Origin of the sequence: Pararhizobium sp. LjRoot238 (assembly GCF_964252955.1) — a bacterium.
Taxonomy (GTDB): Bacteria; Pseudomonadota; Alphaproteobacteria; order Rhizobiales; family Rhizobiaceae; genus Pararhizobium.
Genome location: NZ_CAXUPP020000001.1, coordinates 4218682 through 4239736, shown reverse-complemented (window position 1 = coordinate 4239736; position 21055 = coordinate 4218682). Strand labels below are relative to the sequence as shown.

At 59.7% G+C, this 21055-nt stretch carries 19 protein-coding genes; 9 read left to right on the top strand and 10 right to left on the bottom strand.

Translation table 11 applies throughout. The features are described 5' to 3' along the window. Positions 1–307 precede the first annotated feature (307 nt). The 5 genes from ACSQ3F_RS20900 (at position 308) to ACSQ3F_RS20880 (ending at position 8456) form a co-directional block, all read left to right on the top strand. Positions 308–3505: a type ISP restriction/modification enzyme gene (locus tag ACSQ3F_RS20900; RefSeq protein WP_436101966.1), complete on the top strand. Its 3198-nt coding sequence runs from the start codon at positions 308–310 to the stop codon at positions 3503–3505. A 194-nt stretch (positions 3506–3699) separates the two neighbouring features. Continuing rightward, complete coding sequence (locus ACSQ3F_RS20895; RefSeq protein ID WP_436101965.1) at positions 3700–5364, top strand: electron transfer flavoprotein-ubiquinone oxidoreductase; 1665 nt, start codon at positions 3700–3702, stop codon at positions 5362–5364. Positions 5365–5567: 203 nt separating this feature from the next. Beyond that, entirely contained in the window at positions 5568–6182 is a 615-nt protein-coding gene (locus ACSQ3F_RS20890) for a L,D-transpeptidase (RefSeq protein WP_436101964.1), read from the top strand. Positions 6183–6460: 278 nt separating this feature from the next. Beyond that, complete coding sequence (locus ACSQ3F_RS20885) at positions 6461–7462, top strand: ABC transporter substrate-binding protein (RefSeq protein WP_436101963.1); 1002 nt, start codon at positions 6461–6463, stop codon at positions 7460–7462. Positions 7463–7568: 106 nt separating this feature from the next. Beyond that, positions 7569–8456, top strand: a complete 888-nt coding sequence (locus ACSQ3F_RS20880; RefSeq protein ID WP_436101962.1) for an ABC transporter permease — start codon at positions 7569–7571, stop codon at positions 8454–8456. 114 nt (positions 8457–8570) lie between these two features. Here ACSQ3F_RS20880 and ACSQ3F_RS20875 read toward each other — a convergent pair whose 3' ends face one another. Further along, positions 8571–9476 carry a DMT family transporter gene (locus tag ACSQ3F_RS20875; protein ID WP_436101961.1) on the bottom strand — a complete coding sequence of 302 codons (906 nt, stop codon included), beginning with the start codon at positions 9474–9476 and terminating at the stop codon, positions 8571–8573. Between the two features lie 147 nt (positions 9477–9623). Here ACSQ3F_RS20875 and ACSQ3F_RS20870 point away from each other — a divergent pair, with 147 nt between their 5' ends. Next, a complete protein-coding gene (locus ACSQ3F_RS20870) occupies positions 9624–10097 on the top strand; it encodes an Lrp/AsnC family transcriptional regulator (protein WP_436102209.1) in 474 nt (157 codons plus the stop codon). 61 nt (positions 10098–10158) lie between these two features. On the opposite strand, the gene ACSQ3F_RS20865 is transcribed toward ACSQ3F_RS20870, so the two are convergent. The 3 genes from ACSQ3F_RS20865 to ACSQ3F_RS20855 form a co-directional block, all read right to left on the bottom strand. After that, positions 10159–10605 (bottom strand): DoxX family protein, encoded by a 447-nt coding sequence (locus ACSQ3F_RS20865; RefSeq protein ID WP_436101960.1) that lies wholly within the window; start codon positions 10603–10605, stop codon positions 10159–10161. Positions 10606–10808: 203 nt separating this feature from the next. Next, positions 10809–11822, bottom strand: a complete 1014-nt coding sequence (locus ACSQ3F_RS20860) for a zinc-binding alcohol dehydrogenase family protein (protein WP_436101959.1) — start codon at positions 11820–11822, stop codon at positions 10809–10811. A 125-nt stretch (positions 11823–11947) separates the two neighbouring features. Next, on the bottom strand, positions 11948–13453 hold the full coding sequence (locus tag ACSQ3F_RS20855) for a glycosyltransferase family 39 protein (RefSeq protein WP_436101958.1): 1506 nt from the start codon (positions 13451–13453) through the stop codon (positions 11948–11950). A 215-nt stretch (positions 13454–13668) separates the two neighbouring features. Between ACSQ3F_RS20855 and ACSQ3F_RS20850 the strand changes: the two genes are divergently transcribed. After that, the gene (locus ACSQ3F_RS20850; RefSeq protein WP_436102208.1) at positions 13669–14565 is read left to right on the top strand and encodes a diacylglycerol/lipid kinase family protein; all 897 of its coding nucleotides are present in this window, start codon (positions 13669–13671) and stop codon (positions 14563–14565) included. A gap of 10 nt (positions 14566–14575) precedes the next feature. Here ACSQ3F_RS20850 and ACSQ3F_RS20845 read toward each other — a convergent pair whose 3' ends face one another. Next, entirely contained in the window at positions 14576–15583 is a 1008-nt protein-coding gene (locus tag ACSQ3F_RS20845; RefSeq protein WP_436101957.1) for a glycosyltransferase family 2 protein, read from the bottom strand. A 351-nt stretch (positions 15584–15934) separates the two neighbouring features. Here ACSQ3F_RS20845 and ACSQ3F_RS20840 point away from each other — a divergent pair, with 351 nt between their 5' ends. After that, complete coding sequence (locus ACSQ3F_RS20840) at positions 15935–16891, top strand: lysylphosphatidylglycerol synthase domain-containing protein (RefSeq protein ID WP_436101956.1); 957 nt, start codon at positions 15935–15937, stop codon at positions 16889–16891. Positions 16892–16894: 3 nt separating this feature from the next. On the opposite strand, the gene ACSQ3F_RS20835 is transcribed toward ACSQ3F_RS20840, so the two are convergent. From ACSQ3F_RS20835 to ACSQ3F_RS20820, 4 genes are all read right to left on the bottom strand, one after another. After that, positions 16895–18397 carry an AMP nucleosidase gene (locus tag ACSQ3F_RS20835; RefSeq protein WP_436101955.1) on the bottom strand — a complete coding sequence of 501 codons (1503 nt, stop codon included), beginning with the start codon at positions 18395–18397 and terminating at the stop codon, positions 16895–16897. Positions 18398–18473: 76 nt separating this feature from the next. Beyond that, positions 18474–18794, bottom strand: coding sequence for a YnfA family protein (locus tag ACSQ3F_RS20830; RefSeq protein WP_436102207.1), 321 nt, complete (start codon positions 18792–18794; stop codon positions 18474–18476). An 80-nt stretch (positions 18795–18874) separates the two neighbouring features. Next, entirely contained in the window at positions 18875–19048 is a 174-nt protein-coding gene (locus tag ACSQ3F_RS20825; protein WP_436101954.1) for a hypothetical protein, read from the bottom strand. Between the two features lie 12 nt (positions 19049–19060). Beyond that, the gene (locus ACSQ3F_RS20820) at positions 19061–19234 is read right to left on the bottom strand and encodes a hypothetical protein (RefSeq protein WP_037121339.1); all 174 of its coding nucleotides are present in this window, start codon (positions 19232–19234) and stop codon (positions 19061–19063) included. 184 nt (positions 19235–19418) lie between these two features. Between ACSQ3F_RS20820 and ACSQ3F_RS20815 the strand changes: the two genes are divergently transcribed. Further along, positions 19419–20120, top strand: coding sequence for a glutathione S-transferase N-terminal domain-containing protein (locus tag ACSQ3F_RS20815; protein WP_436101953.1), 702 nt, complete (start codon positions 19419–19421; stop codon positions 20118–20120). A 48-nt stretch (positions 20121–20168) separates the two neighbouring features. Here ACSQ3F_RS20815 and ACSQ3F_RS20810 read toward each other — a convergent pair whose 3' ends face one another. Then, positions 20169–20510: a DUF2147 domain-containing protein gene (locus ACSQ3F_RS20810; RefSeq protein WP_436101952.1), complete on the bottom strand. Its 342-nt coding sequence runs from the start codon at positions 20508–20510 to the stop codon at positions 20169–20171. Between the last annotated feature and the right edge of the window lie 545 nt (positions 20511–21055).

The following is a 21055-nucleotide window of genomic DNA, read 5'->3' as shown; positions in this document are numbered from 1 at the left end:
TTGGGTGATCGGGCCTCTTGCTTGAGCTCTTCATGCGGCTTCACCCCCCTCTGTCACTCTCGTGACATCCCCCCCACAAGGGGGGAGATTGGCCTTGCGCCGCCTGCCTCCCTGACTGGGTTTATGTTTTCCGACTGAGCGTCTGAGGGAAATGAATAATCTCCCCCATTGAGGGGGAGATGTCAGCGCAGCTGACAGAGGGGGGTAACTCTCCTCAAGCACCGTCCTCACAAACCAATCCAAACCACGAAAACCCTCTTCCACCAGAGAGCGCAATCGTTCTAGATGCGTGCATTGGGAGAGCCGCATGAGCCAGATACTGATCAATCAATATTTGAACGACCTTGAACGCTACAAGAAATTTTCCGGTTCTGAGACCGAAGGCATCATTTCGGAGGCGTTCAAGGACCTTCTGAAAGCCTGGGCGCGGGCTGCCAACCTGCATTTCATCAACCAGTACGAATTCCAGTCGACGCAGAAGAACCGCATCCGGCCGGACGGCACCATCCTGCATGACCTGCGCGTGCCGCTCGGCTATTGGGAAGCCAAGGACACCGGCGACGATCTCGATGCGGAGATCGCCAAGAAACTCGCCAAGGGCTATCCGCAGGACAACATCATCTTCGAAGACAGCCGTGTCGCGGTGCTGATCCAGAACCGGCAGGAAGTCACCCGCTGCGCGATGACGGACACGGCGGCCCTCCTGAAATTGCTCACCCTGTTCTTCGGCTACGAGCGCGCCGAAATCCGTGATTTCCGCAAGGCGGTGGAGCAGTTCAAGGCCGACATCCCCGCCGTTCTCAAAGCCTTGCGTGAAAAGATCGATACGGCCTATGCCGGCAATCCGGCCTTTCAGGCGGCGGCGAAGAAATTCCTCGAACATGCCCGCGATACGATCAATCCCTCGGTCGGCGAGGCCGATGTGCGCGAGATGCTGATCCAGCATATCCTCACCGAGGAAATCTTCGCGCATGTGTTCGACCAGGGCGATTTCCACCGGGAAAACAACATCGCCAAGGAGCTCTACGCGCTCGAAGGCAAGTTCTTCACCGGCCAGGTCAAGCGCGAGACGCTGAAGGGGCTCGAAACCTACTACGCCACCATCCGGGCGAATGCGGCGCTGATCACCAGCCATTCGGAAAAGCAGGCCTTCCTCAAGGTCATCTACGAGAATTTCTACAAGGTTTACGACAAGAAGAAGGCCGACCGGCTCGGCGTCGTCTATACGCCCAACGAGATCGTCAAGTTCATGATCGAGGGCGCCGACTGGCTCTGCGAAAAGCATTTTTCCAAGAACCTGATCGACGAACACGTCGAAATCCTCGATCCGGCGACGGGCACCGGGACTTTCATCTGCGAACTGCTGGAGCATTTTCGCGGCCACCCGCAAAAGCTTGCGCACAAATACAAGAACGAGCTGCATGCCAACGAGGTGGCGATCCTGCCCTATTACGTCGCCAACCTGAACATCGAGGCGACCTATGCGGCGATCTCGGGCCAGTTCGCCGAATATCCCAACCTCTGCTTCGTCGATACGCTGGACAATGTCGCCGGCCTCGGCATCAAGGCCGGCTTCCAGCACGACATGTTCGCGGGGCTGTCAGACGAGAACGTCGCCCGCGTGAAGCGCCAGAATGCGCGGAAGATTTCGGTGATCATTGGCAACCCGCCGTACAATGCGTGGCAGGAGAACTTCAACAGTCGCAATCCGAATAGGGCGTATAGACGGATCGATGAGCGGATCAGCTCAACCTACATTCGAAAAGGGACGGCCCAGAATAAGAACTCTGTCTATGATATGTACACGCGGTTCTTTCGATGGGCGTCGGATCGCCTGCACGACGATGGCATCCTAGCCTATATCAGTAATCGGAATTTCATCGAAAAGGCTGCTTTCGACGGGTTTCGGCGGGATGTTGCCGATGAATTCAGTGACATTTACATCGTGGATTTGGGCGGTGACGTTCGCGCCAATCCGAAACTGTCGGGCACCAAACACAATGTTTTTGGCATCCAAACCGGCGTGTCCATTGCATTCCTGGTAAAACGGCGGAAAAAATCTGGATCGAAGATTTTCTATATTCGGCGCCCGGAAATGGACACTGCGCAGGACAAGCTAGCTTGGCTTGGGGCAAATAAGGTCTCCTCACTTGCGTTCGCTCGTATCGAGCCGGATGCCAAGCACAATTGGGTTAACCAGAATGAACACGACTGGGATTCGCTCCTGCCCATCGCAAGCAAGGCGGCAAAGGCGGTTCAGCGTGGTACCAAGAACCAAGCCATTTTTCAGCTTTTTTCTCGCGGAGTTGCAACTCAGCGCGATGAATGGGTCTACGACCGAAACCGCGAACTGCTCTTCGCAAAAATGCGCTATTTCGTTGACATGTACGAGGCTACGAGAAGAAATCCAAGCTTTGAGTCGCGCGACACAATAAAGTGGGACCGCGAACTCGACAGGTATCTGAGCACTCGTGTTGGGAAAACCTTTGACGAAGGTAATGTACAACGAGCAGCTTTTAGACCCTTTACCACCAGATGGCTTTATTTCGACAGGCATTTCAATGGAATGACTTATCAATTGCCAGTGATGTTCCCAAAGGGAGCTAGCAATCATGTCATTAGTTTCAGCGATATCGCGCATCGCGCGGATTTTTGTGTCAGCAGCTTCAATGGACCTGTGGATTTGCATTTCGGAGCTGCCGCCGACGGCTACCAGATAGTATCCCGCTACCGCTACACCCCCGATGGCGAGCGGATCGACAATATCACTGACTGGGGCCTGAAGCAGTTTCAAAAGGCCTATGGCAAGGACGGGTTGATCTCCCCCCTTGAGGGGGAGATGTCGGCCGGGCCGACAGAGGGGGGTGAAGCCCCGGCCTCCGAATTTGCCGCGATACCCCCCTCTGCCCCTGTCGGGGCATCTCCCCCTCAAGGGGGGAGATCGGCCGCAACCAAGACGCCCATAACCAAGGACGACATCTTCCATTACGTCTATGGCGTGCTGCACGATCCCGTCTACCGCGAGACCTATCAGCAGAACCTGAAGCGCGAATTTCCGCGTATTCCCTTCTATCCGGATTTCTGGGCCTGGGCCGGGTGGGGCAAGCGGCTGATGGACCTGCATATCGGCTATGAAACCGTCGAACCCTGGCCGCTGACGCGGCTCGACATGCCGGACGAGAAGGCGCGCGAAGCGGGTGTGGCGCCGAAGGCGATGCTCAGGGCCGACAAGGATAACGGCATCATCCGCCTCGACAGCGAGACGACGCTTTCCGGCATTCCGGCCGCGGTCTGGACCTACCGGCTCGGCAACCGCTCCGGGCTCGAATGGATCCTCGACCAGTACAGGGAAAAGACCCCGAAAGACCCGACGATCCGCGAGAAATTCAACACCTACCGCTTCGCCGATTACAAGGAGCACGTGATCGAACTGATCGCCCGCGTCACCCGCGTTTCCGTCGAGACCGTGGCGATCACCGAGGCGATGAAAAGCGCAAAGCGGTAGCGCTCTTCGCCAATTTTTGACGTTTACGTTTACGTCAGATATTTCTCCATGATATAAGCATGACCTCATGCGCAAATGCATGAGCCTGCTGTCGCAGACCGGCTCGACAAGTTCTGCCGTATTTGTCATGACGGAGCTTAAGAATTGGGAACAAAACCGGGTAAAAACGCCGGGACAGGACTGGAGACAATCAGATGAGCGAGCCACAAGAACTGCCCGAGCGCGAAAGCATGGAATTCGACGTGGTGATCGTCGGCGCCGGCCCGGCCGGTCTTTCTGCCGCCATCCGTCTGAAGCAGGTCAATCCGGAGCTTTCGGTCGTCGTCCTCGAAAAGGGCGCCGAAGTCGGCGCGCATATTCTGTCGGGCGCCGTCGTCGATCCGATCGGCATCGACCGGCTGCTGCCGGGCTGGCGCGCGGAGGAGGGGCATCCCTTCAAGACGGAAGTGACGGACGACCAGTTCCTGCTGCTCGGCCCCGCCGGTTCGATCCGCCTGCCGAACTTCGCCATGCCGCCCCTGATGAACAACCACGGCAACTACATCGTCTCGCTCGGCCTCGTCTGTCGGTGGCTGGCCGAAAAGGCCGAAGCGCTCGGGGTCGAGATCTATCCGGGCTTTGCCGCAACCGAGGTGCTCTACAACGACGAGGGCGCCGTCATCGGCGTTGCGACCGGTGACATGGGCATCGAGAAGAACGGCGAACCGGGCCCGAATTTTGCGCGCGGCATGGAGCTGCTGGGCAAATACACCCTGATCGGCGAGGGCGTGCGCGGCTCGCTCGCCAAAGAGCTGATCGCCAAATTCGACCTGTCGAGGAACCGCGAACCGCAAAAATTCGGCATCGGCATCAAGGAACTCTGGCAGGTCAAGCCGGAGAACCACAAACAGGGTCTGGTGCAGCATTCCTTCGGCTGGCCGCTCGGCATGAAGACCGGCGGCGGTTCGTTCCTCTATCATCTCGAGGACAATCTCGTCGCGGTCGGCTTCGTCGTCCACCTCAACTACAAGAACCCCTATCTCTACCCGTTCGAGGAATTCCAGCGCTTCAAGACGCATCCGGCGATCAGAGGCACCTTCGAAGGCGGCAAGCGGCTATCCTACGGCGCCCGCGCCATCACCGAGGGCGGCTACCAGTCGGTGCCGAAGCTTTCCTTCCCGGGCGGCGCGCTGATCGGCTGTTCCGCCGGTTTCGTCAACGTGCCGCGCATCAAGGGCAGCCACAATGCCGTGCTGTCCGGCATCCTCGCAGCCGAAAAGCTTGCCGATGCGATCGCCAGCGGCCGGGCCAATGACGAGGTCATCGAGATCGAGAACGGCTGGCGCGACAGCGCCATCGGCCAGGACCTGAAGAAGGTCCGCAACGTCAAGCCGCTGTGGTCGAAGTTCGGCACCGCCGTCGGCGTCGCGCTCGGTGGTCTCGACATGTGGACGAACACGCTGTTCGGCTTCTCCTTCTTCGGCACGCTGAAACACGGCAAGACCGACGCGCAGTCGCTCGAGCCGGCGTCGATGCACAAGCCGATCGCCTATCCGAAACCCGACGGCGTCCTCACCTTCGACCGCCTCTCCTCGGTATTCCTGTCGAACACCAATCACGAGGAAGACCAGCCGGTGCATCTCAAGGTCAATGACATGGACCTGCAGAAGCGCTCCGAGCACGACATTTTTGCCGGTCCCTCGACCCGCTACTGTCCGGCCGGCGTCTACGAATGGGTGGAGAAGGACGGAGAAGACGTGTTCGTCATCAACGCCCAGAACTGCGTCCATTGCAAGACCTGCGACATCAAGGACCCCAACCAGAACATCAACTGGGTGCCGCCGCAGGGGGGCGAAGGGCCGGTCTATCCGAATATGTGACCACCCGACGAAACAACCGGGTCGGGAAGATCGGGGTCGTCGCGCAGCGTTACGCTCTTCCCGGCCTTTTTCTTGTTTTTGCGCTGAGCCAAGAAAAATAAAGCCGCGCCGATGCCCGCTTCCAATGTTCGCAACGCTTAACCGGCCATTAACCATGTTTTCTTTAGTTTCGGTTGCGTCAACCGGATATTAAGGAACGTCTCATGTCGCTCACCCGCCGTGGCCTGCTTCTGGGCATATCTGGTCTTCTTGCCGGCTGTGCCGGCAGCGGACCGAACCATGCGGCCAACTATGCTGCCTTGTCGGACGAGCGGTTCCCGTTGCCTGCCGTGCCACTTGAAAGGATCAAGCCGGAACTGCGGCGGCGGGAGGTGGCTTACGAGACCCGATATGACGCCGGCACCATCGTCATCGATACGCCGGCGCGCCGGCTCTATTATGTTCTCGGCGAGGGAAGGGCGATGCGCTACGGTATTGGCGTGGGGCGCGAGGGCTATGCGCTCGCAGGTTCGGCCTATATCGGCCGCAAGGCGGAATGGCCGAGCTGGACGCCGACGGGAAACATGATCCGCCGCGATCCCCGAAACCTCAGATATGCTGGCGGCGTTCCGGGCGGGCCGAACAGCCCGCTCGGCGCCCGCGCTGTCTACCTCTATCGCAACGGCAACGACACCATGTTCCGCATCCACGGCACCAACCAGCCGCAGACCATCGGCCAGGCCATGTCGAGCGGCTGTGTCCGCATGCTCAATCACGATGTTGTCGATCTCTATGAACGCGTCGAGGTCGGTGGCCGGGTGATCGTGCTGCAGGCTTGATCGCCGTCGGTAAAATTTAATCGTTTCAAAATATTAGCGGGTGTCGATCGGCGCCCGTGCGCCATTGTTTTTGTACCCCGCCGCGATAAATGTGACTGGAATGGCGCAGGTGGAGCAGGCGCAGGCGCAGCCTGAGCGGCATTCCTCTCCGCAGCTGCAAAATTTGACGATGGAGGCATGCGGGAACCCATCCCGCCTGTCCGGATCATGGGGCCGGTTGCGGCGGTGCTGCCGGATCTCGTGGGCGTCATACACCGCCTTATAAAGAGGGAACCGACATGAAACATCTCCTTGCAACGACCAGCCTTGCCTTCGGCCTGCTGGCGCTCGGCAACGCGGCCTCGGCGGCCGAATGCGGCGACGTGACGATCGCCAGCATGAACTGGCAGAGCGCCGAGGTTCTGGCGAGCCTCGACAAGTTCATTCTCACCGAAGGCTACGGCTGTAACGCGGAAATCATCGTCGGTGATACGGTGCCGACGATCACCTCGATGATCGAAAAGGGCGAGCCGGATGTCGCGCCGGAAGGTTGGGTCGACCTGCTCCCCGACGTCGTCAATCGCGGCATTGAGGAAGGAAAGCTGGTCGGCGCAGCGGTGGCGTTGTCCGATGGCGGCGTGCAGGGCTGGTGGATTCCGAAATACATCGCCGACGCCCACCCCGATATCAAGACGATTGACGACGCGTTGAAGCATCCTGAACTCTTCCCGGACCCGGAAGACAAGAGCAAGGGCGCGGTGCATAACGGTCCGCAGGGCTGGGGCGGCACGGTCGTCACTTCGCAGCTCTACAAGGCTTATGGCGGCGAAGTTGCCAACTTCAGCCTGATCGACACCGGCTCCGCAGCCGGCCTCGATGGTTCGATCGCCAAAGCCTATGAAGGCAAGGAAGGCTGGGTCGGTTACTACTGGGCGCCGACGGCACTCCTTGGCAAATATGAGATGGTCAAGCTTGAGCATGGCGTTCCAGCGGACGCGGCTGAATGGAAACGCTGCAATACGGTAGCCGAATGCGCGGATCCGAAGAAGAACGACTGGCCGAAGGACAAGGTCCAGACACTGGTCACCAAGAGCTTTGCCGACCGCGCCGGCGAGGATGTCATGACCTATCTCAACAAGCGTGCCTGGACGAACGATACGGTCAACGGTCTGATGGCCTGGATGACCGACAACCAGGCAAGCGGTGACGATGGCGCCAAGCATTTCCTGCAGGAAAACGAAGCACTTTGGACGCCGTGGGTCTCTCCGGAGGCTGCCGAGAAGGTCAAGGCTGCTCTCTGATCGTGTGACTGGCCGGCGCGCCACTGTGGCGCGCCGGCCTTCTGTTTCTGCGGCGCCCGGCTTCAGGAAAGGCCGGCGTCGATGCATAACGAATAAGGGGACCGGCATGGATTGGCTCACCAAATTTCCGCACATGAACGACGATTCGCTGCGCAATCTGAAAAAGGTGATCGATGAAGGCTTTCGCGCCTTCACCCGCGCCTATGGCGATGTGATCGAGGGGTTCTTTGAGCCGCTGCAGTTCTTCCTTATCCACTCCGAACGCTTCATGACGCGCACGCCCTGGCCGATCATCCTGGTCTTGGTCGCCTTGGTCGCGTGGTTTGCGAGCCGGAACTGGAAGATCGTCGCCGCCTGCATCGCGACGCTGCTGGCCATCGGCTATTTCGACATGTGGGACGATACGATGAAGACCATATCGATGATTTTCGTCTGTACGGTGCTCTCGATCGCTATCGGCATCCCGATTGGCATTGCGATGTCGCGGTCCGATCGGCTGCAGAACACGGTCAATCCGGTGCTCGACGTGATGCAGACCATGCCGAGCTTCGTCTATCTGATCCCCGTCGTCATGCTTCTCGGCATCGGCAAGGTGCCCGGCCTCATCGCCGTCGTCATCTATGCGATCCCGCCGATGATAAGGCTGACCAATCTGGGTATTCGCCTTGTCGACAAGGACGTGCTCGAGGCCGCCGACGCCTTCGGCTCCTCCAATTGGCAGAAGCTGAAGAACGTGCAGATGCCGCTCGCGCTGCCCACCATCATGGCCGGCATCAACCAGACGATCATGATGGCGCTTGCCATGGTGGTCATCGCCTCGATGATCGGGGTGCAGGGTCTCGGCCAGCCTGTTCTCAAGGCCATCGCCAACCAGTATTTCACGCTCGGCATTTTCAACGGTCTGGCGATCGTCGGTATCGCGATCATCTTCGACCGGGTGAGCCAGGCGTACGGACAAAGGCTGCAGCGGCACCGCGAAATCATTTACGGCTGACAGCGGAAAACACGAAAACGCCGCCAGCGAAGGGCTGGTGGCGTTTCCGGCCTTCAGGACTGATGGCCGGTTCGGAGGCGCCCGGAACGCGGCGGCGCAGCCAGGCAAGAACGCTCAGTGTTTTGCGGAGAAAAGCCCTGTCGACAGGGCCACACCTATGCCGGTGATGACGGCTGCGCTGATCTCGAACATGCCGATCTCCTCTCCCAGCAACAATCCGCCGCCAAGCGTGGCAAGGACCGGCGTGATCGCGGTGAAGGCTGCTGCCTGCGTGCCGCCCAGCGCCCGTACGGCCATTCCATAGGCGACCATGGCCGTCAGTCCGGACAGAAGGCCCTGGCTCGTCACCTGCAGGGCGATTTCATTGGCCGGGGTGATACCGAGCGAGGTTCCATAGATGAGCGCCAGACCAAGATGGATCAGGAACGACCAGATGGCGATGACGGCGCCTGCTTCCAAGGCGGTGAGCCCCGAGCGCTTGAACGCGTGGGTGTAGCTTGCCCAGAGAAGGGCGGCGCCCGGCAGCAGGATAAAACTCGTCCATGGAATGCCGGCGCTCGACAGGCTGCTGAAGAGAAGAATGCCGACGCCCGCGACGATGGCGGCAAGGCCGAGCCAGCGGCCGGCATCGGGCCGTTCGCGGAAGACGAAAACGCCAATCAGCGCGGCGGCGAGAGGCATCGATCCTCCAAGCAGGATACCGGCGGAGGCGGCCGGCGTGGCGTGGATCGCAAAGGTGGTCAACTGGAAGAACAGGGCGCCGGAGCCAGCGACCATCAGGGTGAGAAGGTAGAGCGGAACGCCCTTCGGCAGAAGCCCAAGGCGCCACCAAACCGGCGCGAGAACGACCGCGGGGACGCCATAGCGAATAAGGCCGATATCGATCGTTCCAAGCGGCGTCGCGGCGCTGTGACGGGTAGCCAGTATCCAGCTCGCCCAAATGAGGACGGTGACGCTTCCGCCGATGTAACCGGCCGTGGTCGAGGGCGTATTCGTGCGGGCAAAGGCGAGCGTATTCATCGGAGCAACCTTTCTTTCGAGCGTGAAAATGTGTTCGTCTGAAAGGAAAGCTAGCGCCAAAAGGGGAGGCATGTACTTGCTATTTATGCTTCTTTATTTATACTGTTGGCAATTATCTGCCAATTATTGGATACAATGTTATTGAATATGCCAAGTCTGGACAAATTCGATATTGCCATCCTGCGCATCCTGCAGGAGGACGCGCGCGCGACGAACGTGGAAATCGCCGAGCGAGTGAACCTGTCTCCGTCGCCTTGTCTGAGGCGTATCCGAAATCTGGAAAAATCCGGCGTGCTGCGCGGCTATCGGGCCGACATCGACCGCAAGGAGGTGGGGCTGGGGCTTACCGTCTTCGTCGAAATCAAGGTCGGGCGTCACAGCCAGGAAAACGCGCGCCTGCAGCAGGACGCGTTGCTCGCCATCCCGGAAGTTGTCTCCTGCTTCCTGATTTCCGGCAGCGCCGATTTCCTGGCCGAGGTGGTTGTTGCCGATCTCGCAGCCTATGAAACATTGCTGACTGAAACCCTGCTTGCCCTTCCGGGCGTCGCCGACATCCGCTCCAATTTCGCCATCCGCACGATCAAGACCGGCGGCGCCCTGAAGCTGCCGGAGCCGCGCTGACAAAAATCACCTGCCGGAAAATATCCGGCAGGTGATTTTAAACGGGCTGAGCGCAGCAGCGTTAGGCGTTAAGTTCCGCGAAGTTCGGCCGGGATGCAGGCGCACTCGCGCGCTCTGGGGCCGATTTCCACGCAACCACCATCAGGCCGCCGATCACCGTTATATGTTCCATGGCCACGTAGAATTCGAGCGTCTTGATCGGCTCCTGCATGGTCCAGAAGGTATGAGCGATCGGAATGGTGAGCAGGGTGAAGACGGCGAGCGCGCCAGCGCCAAGCCAGGTCCAGCGGTTGGCAATGATCAGCGCGGAACCGCCGAGCTCGGTGACGATCACCGCTATGTTGAAGAGCAGCGCGGGTTCCAGCCCGAAGTGCGACATCTCGGCGACGCCGGCGTTGAAATCGATCAGTTTGGCAAGGCCGCTTGCCCAGAACATATAGGTCAGGATAGCGCGCGCCAGGTAGCCGAACGGGCGGGAACTGACAATGGAATCAATAAAGGAAGGCATTTTTCTCTCCGGTGACAGGTGATGAAACTGCCCCGGAACCGGTCTCCTGTCGCGGGCTTTTGACCAGTTCCGGGGCAGCGCGGCGTCACCGGTTGGGGAGGCCGTTCGGTGGGCCGCGCAGCCTCCTGTTTAATCTGCGCGAGGAAGAGGCGAGGTTCCCGCGGGAACTGCGGGGAAACCTCATTCTGCGAACGCCGCGCACCTCAGAATCCGGCGAGTACGAGCTTGCCCTTCGTCTGGCCGGTCTCGATCCGCGCATGGGCCTTTTTCAGGTTTTCGGCGTTGATCAGCCCCAATATCTCCGTCAGCGTCGAGCGGATCTTGCCGCCATCAACCAGCCGCGAAACCTCGTTCAGAATACGGTTCTGCTCTTCCATGTCCTTGGTCTTGAACAGCGAGCGGGTAAACATGAACTCCCAGTGAATGGATACGGCCTTGCGCTTGAAGGGCAGGATGTCGAGCGCCTTCGGATCGTCAATGAGGCCAAAGCGGCCCTGCGGCGCGATCAGCTTGATGATCTCTTCCAGATGGTCGCCGGTATTGGTGGTGGAAAAGACGAAAGCGGGCGCGCCGAGCGCCAACTGGTCGATTTGGTGCGCCAGCGGCTTGGAGTGGTCGAGCACATGATGGGCGCCGAGATCATAGGCCCATTTCTGCGTTTCGGGGCGGGACGCGGTCGCGATCACGGTGAGATTGGTCAGCGTCCGCGCCAGCTGAATAGCGATCGAGCCGACGCCGCCGGCGCCGCCGATGATGAGGATGGCGTTGGCGGCACCCGGCACCGGATCGTTGACCTTCAGCCGGTCGAACAGCGCTTCCCAGGCCGTCAGCGACGTGAGTGGCAACGCGGCCGCGGCTGGAAAATCGAGCGTCTCCGGCTTTTTGCCGACGATGCGCTCATCGACCAGATGGAATTCGGCATTCGAGCCCGGCCTGTCGATGGCGCCTGCATAGAAGACGGCATCACCCGGCTGGAACAGCTTGACCCCGGGTCCGACCGCCTTGACGATTCCGGCCGCGTCCCAGCCCAGCACCTTCAACTGATCGGCCTCGGGCTTTGCGCTAGCCCGCACCTTGACGTCCACAGGATTGACGGAGACAGCCTTGATCTCGACCAGCAGATCGCGGCCTTCCGGCGAGGGAAGGGGCAGGTCCACATCGATCAGCGCGGTTTCGGCGGTGATTGCCTGGGAGATTTTGTAGGCGATTGCGCGCATCGGCGAACTCCTTCAAGTTTGAATGGAGGCTAGATGCGCATTATGCCGCAGCAACGCAAGAATGCACAATAAGTAGGGGCGACGAGCATATCATCCTGCAGGCTGCCGAATGATCCGCGATGGATTCAGGGTCTGACGACCCAGGCATAACCGAAGCGGGAAAGATCACCGCTGCTGCCGTAAATATAGGGGAGGGCGATCGTTTGCGGCTGCAGCGGTGGAACGGTGCCGATGCGCTGCCTGAGGCGGTCTTCGAGCCGCGCGGGCACGCGGACACCGTCCTTGCCATCGTTTCGCCAGACCAAAAGAACAGGGTTTTCCTTCGACCACGAGAAAGGCGGGCTGTAGAGCCGGTAGGTTTCCGTATCGACCGGCGTGTGCGGCAGCTGCATGCGGATATTTCCCGCCAGGAAGGCGTCTTCGGCGATCACCAGGGCAGGCGTGACTGCTGGTTTTGTCACGATTTCCTCGATAAACGCTTGATAAGGAACGGTCAGTTTCGGATGCGAGTTCATCACGCCGGCAGCAGTGATACGCAGCACCAGCGACGCCGGAATGAGGATCATCAGCAGCAGAATGACCGGCATGAAACGCCGGAGAAAATCGCCGATCGGAGCGCCTGATGCATCGATTTTCATGCAGAGGTACATCGGCAGGAGGAACAGCACCGGCGACACCCAACGGACTTTCATCTGCGCTGTGCCCATGAACAGCACCATGAAAAGCAGGAAGGCGAGCAGGACCAGGAACATGGTCTCGATCAATCGTGTCTTTCCATTACCCGCCCGCATCGACGGCGAGATACCGCCGCGAAAGGTCGACGCGTAGACGACGATAGTCAGCGCGCAGAAGCTCAGGAGCGTCAGCGGAAGTTCAGAGAGACCGCGGGCGATCTGCATCAGCGTCCCGCCCTCGGCATCCGCGGCCAGCTTGTCGACTGTATCGTGAGAGGCGATATCGAAATTCTGGATCAGCCACGCCGCATGCGGCGACACGATCACCAGCGCCACGGCAGCGGTCACGAGAATACGCCAGTCGAAAATCCGTTGGCGAAAGGTTGGATTGGCCAGCACGGCGATGAAGGCGCAGAAGCAGAGGATAGAGAAATTGTATTTCGATATCAGTCCGATGCCGATGGCGATGCCGGTGATCAGATAGGTGGCGACCGCCGGCCGGTCGAGCGTGCGAAACAACCCGTAGAGGAACAGGCAGGCGGCAAAAAGCGAGGCGTTCGAATGGGTGAGATCGCGCTGCGCCAGCCAGCCGATTTCCGGAATGGTGAGAAGCCCTAGCGCTGCGGCGACGGCAAGGGACTTGTTGGCGAGCACCTGCCGGGCGGCGAGGTAATAGAAGACATAGCTCAGGAACAGGAAGAGGTTCTTGACCAGGCTCAGCGCAAACAGGGACTGTCCGATGCCGTCGATGACCGCATGCTGCACCCAGTTGAAGAATGGTGGCTGCGTGTCATATCCGAGGGCGTACCACTGGCTCATCAGGATTTGCCCGGCCTCGTCCATTTCGAGCGAATTCGGCAGGCAGATGCGAACGATCAGATTGAGCAGGAAATAGGCGCCGATCAGCAGGATGAACGTGTTGGGTCGCTTTTCAAGTTTTTCGACGAGCGAAGTCATGCTGGGTGGCCTTTGCGCTTGGATCGCGCGGGTTCTACCACACGGCGTTGCCGTGACAACAGCCGGTGCGCTTTGCGGATCTGCGATGAACCGCCACGATCCGGTCTTCAATCGTCGCCGTTCGCCGCTCATGCCCCCGACAATTTGCCCCTGACAATTTGTGGGGCGCGCCCCATATGATGGTTGCCGGCATGGCGCAGTCAGAAGGACGGCGGATGAAGATCAAGGCCATTTTCAATCGGGATGGAGGGACCTTCCGCACGACGGATATGGAGGCCTATAGCCGGAAGGCCGAGGAGGTTTTTCGCGCAGCGGGCCACGAGATCGAAATCGCGGTCGTCTCCGGCCGCGAGATAGGCGATACCCTTGAAAAAGCAGCAAAACGCGACGACCTCGATGCCATGATTGCAGGCGGCGGAGATGGCACGATATCCGGGGCGGCCGGTGTCGCCTGGAAGAACGGCATGCCGCTCGGCGTCATTCCCGCCGGAACGATGAACCTCTTTGCCCGGTCGCTGAGATTGCCGCTCGATATCTGGAAGGTGCTGGATGTGCTTGCCGATGGCAGGATCATCAATGCCGATATCGGCAGCGCCGACGGTCGGGCTTTCGTGCATCAGTTTTCCATGGGGCTGCATGCCCGCATGGTGCGCTATCGCGAATCCTACAGCTTCGCCTCACGGCTCGGAAAAATTCGCGCCACCACGCGCGCGGCGGTCGGTGTGATCTTCAATCCGCCTGAATTTGAGATCGAATTCGATGTGGATGGCGTTCATGAACGGCGCGACGTTTCGGCCATCTCCGTGTCCAACAACCATTTCGGCCCGAACGCCCTCTTGTACGCCGATGACCTGACCGGTGGGCATCTGGGATTTTATACGGCGCCACCGTTGAAACCGGCAGGCGTCGCCAAACTGGTCTTTGATATCCTGCGCGGTAAATTTCGCGAGAGCCCGCTGATTACCGAAATGAGCGTAACGGCAGTCGACCTGCATTTCCCCATCGCGCGTCACAAGACAAACTGCGTCATTGACGGCGAATTGCTGCCGATCGGCCGCGCTGTCGCCCTGCGTATCCACCCGGGCGAATTGAAAGTGCTTGTCGGACAATAGCCTGCCGCGTTCAGGTGCTTAAATCATCGCCGCCAAAGACCTTGCGCACAATGTAGGGCGGCGTGTCGTTTTCGCCCGAATAGATCCGCGCCATCATTTCCGCGAGAATGCCGGTGGTGATGAGTTGGACGGAGGAGAGGAACAGCATGACGCCGACGATCAGCATGGGCCTGCCGCCGATATCGTTGCCGAGCAGGAACTTGTCGACGAAGAGGTACAACAGGATGAGCGCGCTGAGCGCTCCGGCCGCCAGGCCGATCGAACCGAAGAAATGCCCCGGCCGTGCCTTGTAGCGCATGAAGAACAGCACGGAGAGCAGATCAAGGATGACGCGGAAGGTCCGCGAAATCCCGTATTTCGATGTCCCATGCTGGCGGGCGTGATGGGTGACGGGCATTTCGCCGATCCTGCTGCTCGGCACGACGCCGGCAACCCAGGCCGGAATGAACCGGTGCATTTCGCCCATCAGCTTGACCTGCTTGATGATTGACGCCCGATAGATCTTCAGGCTGCAGCCATAGTCGTGCAGCTTCACTCCAGTGATCTTGCCGATCAGATAATTGGCGCACCAGGAGGGGATCTTGCGCAGGAAAAGCCCGTCCTGCCGGTTCTTGCGCCAGCCGACCAGAAGGTCGAGTTCGCGCTCTTCGATGGCTGCGACCATGGCCGGAATATCGCGCGGATCGTTCTGCAAGTCGCCGTCCAGCGTGGCGATCAGCCGCCCGGCGGCGGTATCGATGCCGGCCTGCATGGCGGCGGTCTGGCCGAAATTACGCTGCAACTCCACGATCCTCAAGCGCAGGCTGGAATCGGCAAGCTCCCGGCGGGCGTTCACCAGCGTCGCGTCGGTGCTTCCGTCGTCAACGAGAATCAGTTCCCAGCTGCGTCCGAAATTGGCCATGGCCTCGCGGATGCGCGCGACGAGCGGACCGGCGCTTTCCTCCTCGTTATAGATCGGCACGACAACGGACAATTCGATCGCGTCAGTGACGACAGTCTCGGTCCTGTTTGCTTGCAAGATGGGATCCAATATCAAAGCCTCTAAAAATGCCGCAGGTTCTCTTGCCCGGATTCTCGTGATAACCAGCCATGATCCCTTATACCAAATATCGATGATAGGAACCCATAGGATGGCTCATACCGGACTTTCGGCTAGTTTCGCATCGGTCGAGGGACGCAACAACGCCGAAAGCCCGGTATGAGCCACCTCCGGTCGGCTTCTCTTCGCTTCCGGCGGCGTCGAGGCTCTTGCACGATGCGAAAGCATCGCGCTACGACCCTCTCCTAGCCGGAAACAAAGATCGAGCCGATCCTATGGGCTCCTATCATCGATACTTGGTATTAGCACGGACAGGAAAGTAGCAAATATATGAATGCAAAAGGGGATGCCAGCCGGGGCTCGTGGCTTGTCCGCAACCGGATGACCTTGGTCTCCTTGGCTGCCGTCGTTGCTTATGCCGCATTCGTTCAGTGGATCTGGGGCTGGCCGGCGCTTTTTCGGCAGTGGGCGGAGATCGGCTTCCTGCCGGTGCTTTCGGCGCTGGCGCTGCTGGTCGGCACCTATTTCATCCGCTGCTATCGGATATACGATTATTTCCCGGGCGAGACCCGCGGCCGCTTCCTTCAGCTCCTGCGCGTGACGCAGGTCCACAATCTTCTTAACATCATGCTGCCGTTCCGCGCCGGCGAAACCAGCTTTCCCCTCCTCATGCGCTCGGAATTTGCCGTTCCCCTGGCGCGCAGTACGTCGGCATTGCTGCTCATGCGTGTGCTGGACCTGCATGCGCTGTTCGCCGCCGCCGGCATCGGCCTTGTGCTCGAACGCGACAATCAGCGTCTCGGCTGGCTTCTTTGGGCGCTTTTCCTCGTCTCGCCGCTGCTTCTGTCGTTCCTGAAGGGCAGTGTGCTTGCGTTTGTCGAGCGCCAGCTGCCGGAAAAGCTGGGCAGGCTGCTCGAGGAAATAGAAGCGGGCTTGCCGGCGAACACGATGGCCTTCGTCCGGGCGTGGCTGATGACTGTTCTCAACTGGTCGACCAAGGTCGCAGTGCTTGCCTGGGTGCTCTTCACCATGGGCGTTGCGCCGCTCGGCGCCTGTTTCGGTGGCGCTCTGGGGGGTGAGTTGTCGTCGGTGCTGCCGGTTCACGCGCCGGCCGGCGTCGGCACCTATCCGGCGGGCATCACCGCGGGCGCGATCTCGTTCGGCGCGTCGGCCAGGGGCACCGCCCTTGATCTGCTCGCCAGCGCCAGCGTCAACGCGCATCTGTTGATCATTGTGTCGGCGGTTGCCGGCACGCTGCTGTCGATCGTCCTCTCGCCGCGGCGCTGAGCGTTACTGAAACGCCGTTTCGAAGAAACTGCGAAGTTTGCGCGAATGCAGCTTTTCCTTCGGCATGGCGGCGAGCTTTTGCAATGCCAGGATACCGATCTGCAAATGCTGGCTGACCTGAGTCTTGTAGAAGGCTGTGGCCATGCCCGGCAGCTTCAATTCGCCGTGCAGCGGCTTGTCGGAAACGCAGAGCAGCGTTCCATAAGGCACGCGGAAGCGGAAGCCGTTAGCTGCGACCGTGGCCGATTCCATGTCGAGCGCGATGGCGCGCGATTGCGACAGCCGCTTCACCGGGCCGCGCTGGTCGCGCAATTCCCAGTTGCGGTTGTCAATGGTGGCGACTGTTCCGGTTCGCATGATCCGCTTGAGATCATAGCCTTCATAGCCAGTGATTTCCGCCACCGCGTCCTGCATTGCCACCTGAACTTCGGCAAGGGCTGGGATCGGCACCCAGACCGGCAGGTCGTCGTCAAGCACATGGTCCTCACGCACATAGGCGTGGGCGAGGACATAGTCGCCGAGCGTCTGGCTGTTGCGTAAGCCCGCGCAATGGCCGAGCATCAGCCAGGCATGTGGCCTGAGCACCGCGATATGGTCGGTAATCGTCTTGGCATTGGAAGGGCCGACGCCGATATTGACCACGGTGATGCCGCCATGGCCCTTCTTTTTCAAATGGTAGGCCGGCATCTGCGGCATGCGGGCGAGAGTCAGGTCTGATTCAGGCTTGTCGGACCCAGCCGACGTGATGATGTTGCCCGGCTCAACGAAGAAGGTGTAGCCGTTGCCACCCTCGGCCATCTGTTGGCGCGCCCAGGCGCAGAATTCATCGACGTAGAACTGGTAGTTGGTGAACAGCACGAAGTTCTGAAAATGCGTCGCGCTGGTCGCCGTATAATGGCTGAGGCGGGCGAGCGAATAGTCGATGCGCTGGGCGGTGAACGGTGCCAGCGGCGAGGGATCGCCGGGACCGGGCTCGTAGGAGCCGTTGGCGATCTCGTCGTCGGTGGTCGTCAGGTCGGGCGCGTCGAACAGGTCGCGCAACGGCATGTCGATGTTTTCCGCCATCGACGCCTCGACGTAAGCACCTTCTCCGAAAGCAAAATGCAGAGGGATCGGCGTTGCCGATTCGGAGACGGTGACGCCGACGCCGTGGCTGCGGATCAGGAGGCCGAGCTGTTCCTTGAGGTAGTGGCGGAACAGCTTCGGCCGGGTGACCGTCGTCGTATAGACGCCCGGCGCGCTGACATAGCCGTAGGACAGGCGCGAATCGACATGGCTGAAACTACTGGTCTCGATGCTGACCTGGGGATAGCAGGCGCGATAGCGCGAGATCGGCGTTCCCGTGCGCCCGAGTTCGGTAAAGGCATCGACCAGGAATTTGGTGTTGCGCTCATAGAGCGCCGACAAGGCATCGACCGCTGCGGCTGGGTCATCGAACGTCTGCGGCTCGAAAGTGTCCGGCGTGGTGACGGAAAGGGCGGAAAGGGAAGAGATTCGTTTGTTCATGCGGCATTATAGGATGGCGTCTTTTACAAGCAAACGACAAGATTTGAATGCACAGGCGTCGTTTCGAAAAAGGCGCTCAGCGCGGTCCGGCAAGGATGACGACGGTGCCGGCGACGGCAAGCGCAACACCGCTTATATCCCAGCGATCTGGACGAACATCTTCGACAATCCAGAGCCAGGTGAGCGACGCGGCGATATAGATGCCGCCATAGGCCGCATAGGCGCGTCCAGCAGCGGTCGTATCGATCAGGGTGAGAAGCCAGGCGAAGAGAGCGAGGCTTGTCATGCCGGGAATGAGCCACCAGATCGGCTTATCCAGCTTCAGCCATGCCCAGAAGGCGAAGCAGCCGGCGATTTCCGCAAGGGCGGCAAGGATATAGATGGTGAATGCGGAGATGGGCATGATGTTCCTTCCTTGGCGACACATAGGAAGGCAGCAGATTTGAATGCGCAAGTGCTTCACTTGCGCCGACAGCATCAGCTCATGGACTGGCGCTGAAGCGTGACAAAAAGAACGAGGCCGGCTCCCTGCTTGCCGATGCCAAGGCCGGAGGCCTTGCTATAGGCGATCGCACCCATCGGCGCCATCAGCAGGGCTGCAAGCGTCAGCATGCGCAGAGCGATGGTTGCGGAACGGGCGAGGGAAGACATCGTTTCTGGCCTTTAGAGCTTGGCTTGTTCGCAGAACTGCGCGGTGTGCACGGTGCAGTCGGCGATCGAGCCTGCGTAGTTGTGGCGGCGGCGCTGCGTGTCGGCGCTGACGGCGGCTGCCAGCGTGATCGCGAAGACGACCATGAGCATGCTGATGATGGTGAGGCGGCGGGCGAGGATGTCCATGAGTTTGTCCGTTTGCTCGGGTTTGTCGGTCGGGGTTCAACGCGATGATGGCCTTTTCGCACAGCCAAACTGAACTGTTGCTGAGACCCCGGTTCATCTCCCGTTCATCTTCGCGGCTTCGGCCTTGTAACGGTGCTGGGTGCCGCTTAAGTCTTCGGTCGAGTTTTCCAACTGGAGATAGCCGATGACTGCCCCGATCGAACTCTTCTACTGGCCGACCCCGAACGGCTGGAAGATCACCGTCATGCTCGAGGAACTCGGCGTTCCCTATGAGGTAAAATACGTCAATATCGGCAAGGGCGAGCAGTTCGCGCCGGACTTTCTGAAGATCGCTCCCAACAACCGCATGCCGGCAATCATCGACCCCGAGGGCCCGGGCGGCGAGCCGATCTCGGTGTTCGAATCAGGCGCCATCCTGCAATATCTCGGCCGCAAGTTCGGCAAGTTCTATCCCACCGACGAGCGCGCTCGCGTGGATGTCGATCAATGGCTGTTCTGGCAGATGGGCGGGCTTGGGCCGATGGCCGGCCAGGCGAACCATTTCCGCAATTATGCACCCGAAAAGATCGAATACGGCATCACGCGCTACACCAACGAGGTCAATCGCCTCTATGGCGTCATGAACAAGCGGCTGGCGGACCGGCCGTTTCTCGCCGGCGAATATTCGATCGCCGACATGGCCTGCGTCGGCTGGGTACGCCAGTACGAAGGCAATGGCCAGGACCTCAACGATTTCCCCAACCTGAAGCGCTGGTTCGAGACGCTGACAGCCCGCGCGGCGGTGCAGAGGGGGTTTGATGTCGGCAGGCAAGAGCGGGAGCGCCAGAAGCACCTGTCGGAGGACAAGGAAGCCCAGAAAATCCTGTTCGGCCAGACCGCTCGTTGAATCTTGAAACTGAACCGGCGGGCACGGCCCGCCGGAATGTCTGCCCGATTACATACGGCTCCAGGTCTGGGACTTGCAGAGGATCTTCAGCACGCAACCCTGCATTTTCAGCGAGCTGCCCTCGATTGACGCCGAGCCGCTATAGGTCTTGTCGTTGGCGGGATCGGTGATCTCGCCCGTATAGCTTTCACCGCTGCCATTCATGCTGCCGATGCGCTTGCCGGCGTGCTTTCCTGTCTTCAATGTGATGCAGTAAGCGCCGCCGCAGGAGGCGATGGCTGCCGTCTCGCCGCTTGCGGTCTTCCAGTTTCCGACGATCGGTTCGGCGGAAAAGCCTGCGGTAGTCGTGGCCAGTGTCATGGCCGTTGCCAGGATGAATGTGCGGATCATGTAGTTCCTCCCGTAAGTTCGACGAACAACCATGCGCCTCGGCATGGGTTGGTCGAAAAGTTGCCAGAGCCGGTCTCCTCACCGCTCAACGCGCGGAAAATAACTTACGCAGACGTAAACGTAAATATGCGCGTATGCCGTTTTCCGGTGAAAATTACCGGAAAACGTGGCTCCAGACGCGACTGTTTTTCTTGAGGTACAGCGGGCGACCATTTTGCGTGGTTAGCGATTGGTTGAAATCCGCGTCTGAATTTTCCGTAAAGATTGAGGCAAAAGCCAGCGTTTCAAGGCAGTCCGATGTTTAACAAAAAGCCAAGTTTACCAATCGTTTGAATTTTGTTTGTCGCAAATTAATCATGCATTTTAAGCGTGTATTGAAACCGCTGCGGCATACTCAAATCCATAAGACGAGCAGGGAAAAACACCCCGCCGGACCCCTTGGGGGGACCGAAAGCCGCACAAGACGGCCGGCCCCCAAGGTGCCTCAAAAAGGCAAACAAAACAGGGACTGCGCCACTGCATAATTCCTTAAATCGGAATCGATT

What these genes read in the sequence shown, in the direction of transcription:
- ACSQ3F_RS20890 (WP_436101964.1), top strand. Translation starts at nt 5,568, where the DNA reads ATGTCGCTCACCCGCCGTGGCCTGCTTCTGGGCATATCTGGTCTTCTT.
- ACSQ3F_RS20835 (WP_436101955.1), bottom strand. Translation starts at nt 18,397, where the DNA reads ATGAACAAACGAATCTCTTCCCTTTCCGCCCTTTCCGTCACCACGCCG.
- ACSQ3F_RS20810 (WP_436101952.1), bottom strand. Translation starts at nt 20,510, where the DNA reads ATGATCCGCACATTCATCCTGGCAACGGCCATGACACTGGCCACGACT.
- ACSQ3F_RS20900 (WP_436101966.1), top strand. Translation starts at nt 308, where the DNA reads ATGAGCCAGATACTGATCAATCAATATTTGAACGACCTTGAACGCTAC.
- ACSQ3F_RS20850 (WP_436102208.1), top strand. Translation starts at nt 13,669, where the DNA reads ATGAAGATCAAGGCCATTTTCAATCGGGATGGAGGGACCTTCCGCACG.
- ACSQ3F_RS20865 (WP_436101960.1), bottom strand. Translation starts at nt 10,605, where the DNA reads ATGCCTTCCTTTATTGATTCCATTGTCAGTTCCCGCCCGTTCGGCTAC.
- ACSQ3F_RS20815 (WP_436101953.1), top strand. Translation starts at nt 19,419, where the DNA reads ATGACTGCCCCGATCGAACTCTTCTACTGGCCGACCCCGAACGGCTGG.
- ACSQ3F_RS20825 (WP_436101954.1), bottom strand. Translation starts at nt 19,048, where the DNA reads ATGTCTTCCCTCGCCCGTTCCGCAACCATCGCTCTGCGCATGCTGACG.
- ACSQ3F_RS20840 (WP_436101956.1), top strand. Translation starts at nt 15,935, where the DNA reads ATGAATGCAAAAGGGGATGCCAGCCGGGGCTCGTGGCTTGTCCGCAAC.
- ACSQ3F_RS20885 (WP_436101963.1), top strand. Translation starts at nt 6,461, where the DNA reads ATGAAACATCTCCTTGCAACGACCAGCCTTGCCTTCGGCCTGCTGGCG.
- ACSQ3F_RS20870 (WP_436102209.1), top strand. Translation starts at nt 9,624, where the DNA reads ATGCCAAGTCTGGACAAATTCGATATTGCCATCCTGCGCATCCTGCAG.
- ACSQ3F_RS20875 (WP_436101961.1), bottom strand. Translation starts at nt 9,476, where the DNA reads ATGAATACGCTCGCCTTTGCCCGCACGAATACGCCCTCGACCACGGCC.
- ACSQ3F_RS20820 (WP_037121339.1), bottom strand. Translation starts at nt 19,234, where the DNA reads ATGGACATCCTCGCCCGCCGCCTCACCATCATCAGCATGCTCATGGTC.
- ACSQ3F_RS20860 (WP_436101959.1), bottom strand. Translation starts at nt 11,822, where the DNA reads ATGCGCGCAATCGCCTACAAAATCTCCCAGGCAATCACCGCCGAAACC.
- ACSQ3F_RS20895 (WP_436101965.1), top strand. Translation starts at nt 3,700, where the DNA reads ATGAGCGAGCCACAAGAACTGCCCGAGCGCGAAAGCATGGAATTCGAC.
- ACSQ3F_RS20855 (WP_436101958.1), bottom strand. Translation starts at nt 13,453, where the DNA reads ATGACTTCGCTCGTCGAAAAACTTGAAAAGCGACCCAACACGTTCATC.
- ACSQ3F_RS20880 (WP_436101962.1), top strand. Translation starts at nt 7,569, where the DNA reads ATGGATTGGCTCACCAAATTTCCGCACATGAACGACGATTCGCTGCGC.